The organism is Rhizobium sp. P1_E1 (genome assembly GCF_056406015.1).
This window is the reverse complement of sequence record NZ_JBFUAY010000373.1, coordinates 1-2894: the sequence shown is the minus strand read 5'-3', so window position 1 is coordinate 2894 and position 2894 is coordinate 1. Positions and strand designations below refer to the sequence as shown.

The following is a 2894-nucleotide window of genomic DNA, read 5'->3' as shown; positions in this document are numbered from 1 at the left end:
CAGCGGCCGCGATCACGGCAATGGCAACCGCAAGCGGCACCGGAAAGCCGGCGATCGTGCCGTGGCCGAGGAAACGGAAGGCTTCCGGCACGCCGTTCGGCGGCAGATAGACCGGATTGCCGCCATTGGTCAGCAGCTGCTGAACGCTGCGGCCGATAAACAGCGTGCCGAGCGTGGCGAGGAACGGCGACACGCCGATCCCGGAAATCAACAGCGCGTTGAACGCACCGACGAACGCTCCGGCGGCCAGTCCCGCGAGTGCGGCGACTGCCACCGGCTGCCCGGCGAGGACGAGCGAAACGAAGGCGAAGCTGGCAAAATCCATCGCCGTTCCCACCGAAAGATCGATGCCGCCCGACGCGACGGCGAAGGTCATGGCGATGGAGACGATGGCAAGCAGCGTGAAATTGTTGACGAGGATGCTCTGCAGGTTCGCAGGCGTCAGGAACGTCGGCGTTGCCACGGAAAAGGCGGCAAATACCGCAACCAGGGCGAGGATCAAGCCATAGCGCACCAGACCACCAGCGATAAGACGCGGCAAGCCGATGGTGGCGAGGGGAGGGGTCTGGAGCGACATGTCAGGCCTCCTGTCGGCGCAGCAGCGTGGTCGCGGAAACGACGATGAGAATGAGCACACCCTGGACGCCGCTGACCAGCGTGCTCGAAATGTTCAGCAGCTGGAAACCATTGACCAGGAAGCCGACCAAAAGGGCCGAAAGCAGCGTTCCGGTGACCGTTGGAACCAGCCGGCGCGAAAAGACCGAGCCGAGCAGGGCTGTCACGACGACGGGCAACAGCATCTCACCGGCACCGGTCGTGCTGCCGCTCAGATAGGAAACCGACAGGATACCAGCGATGCCGCCGGAGACGCCGCTGGCGACGAAGGCGCCAGCCAGCAGCCGGCGAAGCGGCAGACCGGCGGCACGCGCCGCATCCGGGAACTCACCAACGGCGTAGAGACGCAGGCCGAGCGGCGTATATTGCACGATCGCCGTGGTGACGGCCGTGAAGCCGAGAAGCACATAGGCAAGAACCGGGATGCCGAAAGGATCCGAGGCGGAAAGCGCCGATAGGAAAGGTGTCGAGGCCGGCAGGACGGTATTGCCGGTCAGTACCAACTCCAGACCGGCGACGACGTTCATGACGGCAAGCGTGGCCAGCAGCGGCACGATGCCGGCATAGACGACGGCAATGGCATTGACCGTGCCGATCAGGGCGCCGGTCAAGATTGTCGCGGCAATCGCCGTCGCATCGCCGTAGCCGAGTTGCGTCAGGCTCGCATAGACGGCGGCGCTGAGACCCATATTGGCAGCGAGCGACAGGTCGATGCCACCGGTGACGACATTGGAGCCGCCGGCGATCAGCACGATCGTCAACCCAATGGCCAGCACACCGGAGATGGCCGATTGGCCAAGCACGTTGCCGATATTGCCGATGCTGAGGAAATAAGGTGCGGTCAGCGAGAAGATAATCAGGATGGCGGCGAAAGCGATCAGCGATCCGAAGCGCAATGCCGCAGCCGCAATATTGCCGGCCGGGCGGGGAGGCGGTTCAGCAGCGGAAAAACCGGAAGGCGCGAATTCCACTTCAGCCGACATGGCGATGTCCCTCGGATGATCCGGTCGATTGAGCCAGCACCGCATCCGTCGTGGTCTCCGACGATATGAATTCCCGCACCACGCGGCCGCGGAAGAGCACCAGGATGCGATCGGTAATGCCGATGAGTTCGGGCAGATCCGAAGACAGCACGATGACGCCGGCGCCGCGCGACGCGAGTTCGCCGATCAGCGTATAGATCTCGACCTTGGAGCCGATATCGACGCCAACCGTCGGCTCATCGAGGAGATAGACCTCGGAACGGCGGCTCAGCCACTTGGCGATGGCGATCTTCTGCTGGTTGCCGCCCGAAAGCGTGCGCAGYAGGGCATCACGCCCGTTGGTCTTCACCTGCAGCCGCGTAATCAGAGCGTCCACTTCTCTCTGTTCGCGTCTGCGATCGAGAAAGCCGAAACGCGTAAAGCGGCCAAGGCTCGAAAGGCTGATATTTTCCGCGACGCTGAGGTCGAGCGCGACGCCGTGGCGACGCCGGTCTTCCGGCACCAGTGCGATCTCGCGACCGGCTGCCTGGGTGGGATTGGTGAAACGGGTGGTCTTGCCGCTGATCTCGATATGGCCAGAAGCCGGGGTCTCCAGACCGAAGAGAGTGCGGACCAATTCCTTTGCGCCGGAGCCGAGCAGGCCTGTGAGGCCGAGCACCTCGCCGCGGCGAAGCGTAAAACTCACGTCGCTATATTTCCCTGGCGCCGACAGCTGCTCGAGCTTGAGGATGTCCTCGCCCGGCGTCACCTGCGGCTTCGGGAACATCTCCTTGATGTCGCGCTCGACCATCAGCCGGGCAATTGCACCGGCCGAAGTGTCGCCGATCGGCAGGGAGGCGACGTCGAGGCCATTGCGCAGCACGGTGACGTGGTCGCAGAGCTCTTCGATTTCGTTCAGGTAATGCGAGATATAGATGATGGTGACGCCTTCGTCGCGCAGACGGCGGATCAACCGGAACAGGATATCGGCCTCGCGGCGCACCAAGGCGGCCGTCGGCTCATCGAAGACGAGCACTTTCGGCTGATTGAGGAGGGCGCGGGTGATTTGCACGATCTGTTTTTCGGCAGTCGACAATTCGCTGATCAAGGCGGCGTTCGGCAAGCGGATACCGAAATAGTCGTTGAGAATATCAGACGCGCGGCGCTGCATCAGTCGGCGGTCGAGGAACGGCGTGCCTGATATCCGCGGCTCCCGGCCGAGGAACAGGGCTTCGCCGACGGTGAAGGTCGGCACCAGCAGTCGATCCTGGTGAATGAAGTGGATGCCAAGCTCTTCGGCAACATGTGGTGTCAGCC

General features: G+C 63.2%; 3 protein-coding genes. All 3 read right to left on the bottom strand.

Features of this window, described 5'->3' with window-relative positions:
* Positions 1-577: ABC transporter permease (locus AC1D1Z_RS35855; protein WP_477853557.1), on the bottom strand; the 577-nt coding region annotated here is incomplete at its 3' end.
* 1 nt (position 578) lies between these two features.
* Positions 579-1598: an ABC transporter permease gene (locus AC1D1Z_RS35850; RefSeq protein WP_047620402.1), complete on the bottom strand. Its 1020-nt coding sequence runs from the start codon at positions 1596-1598 to the stop codon at positions 579-581.
* A partial coding sequence (locus AC1D1Z_RS35845) for a sugar ABC transporter ATP-binding protein (protein ID WP_477853554.1) occupies positions 1588-2894 on the bottom strand: 1307 nt, incomplete at its 5' end. The genes AC1D1Z_RS35845 and AC1D1Z_RS35850, both read right to left, overlap by 11 nt.

Excerpts from the sequence above, each read along its gene's own strand:
- AC1D1Z_RS35850 (WP_047620402.1), bottom strand. The coding sequence starts at position 1,598 with ATGTCGGCTGAAGTGGAATTCGCGCCTTCCGGTTTTTCCGCTGCTGAA.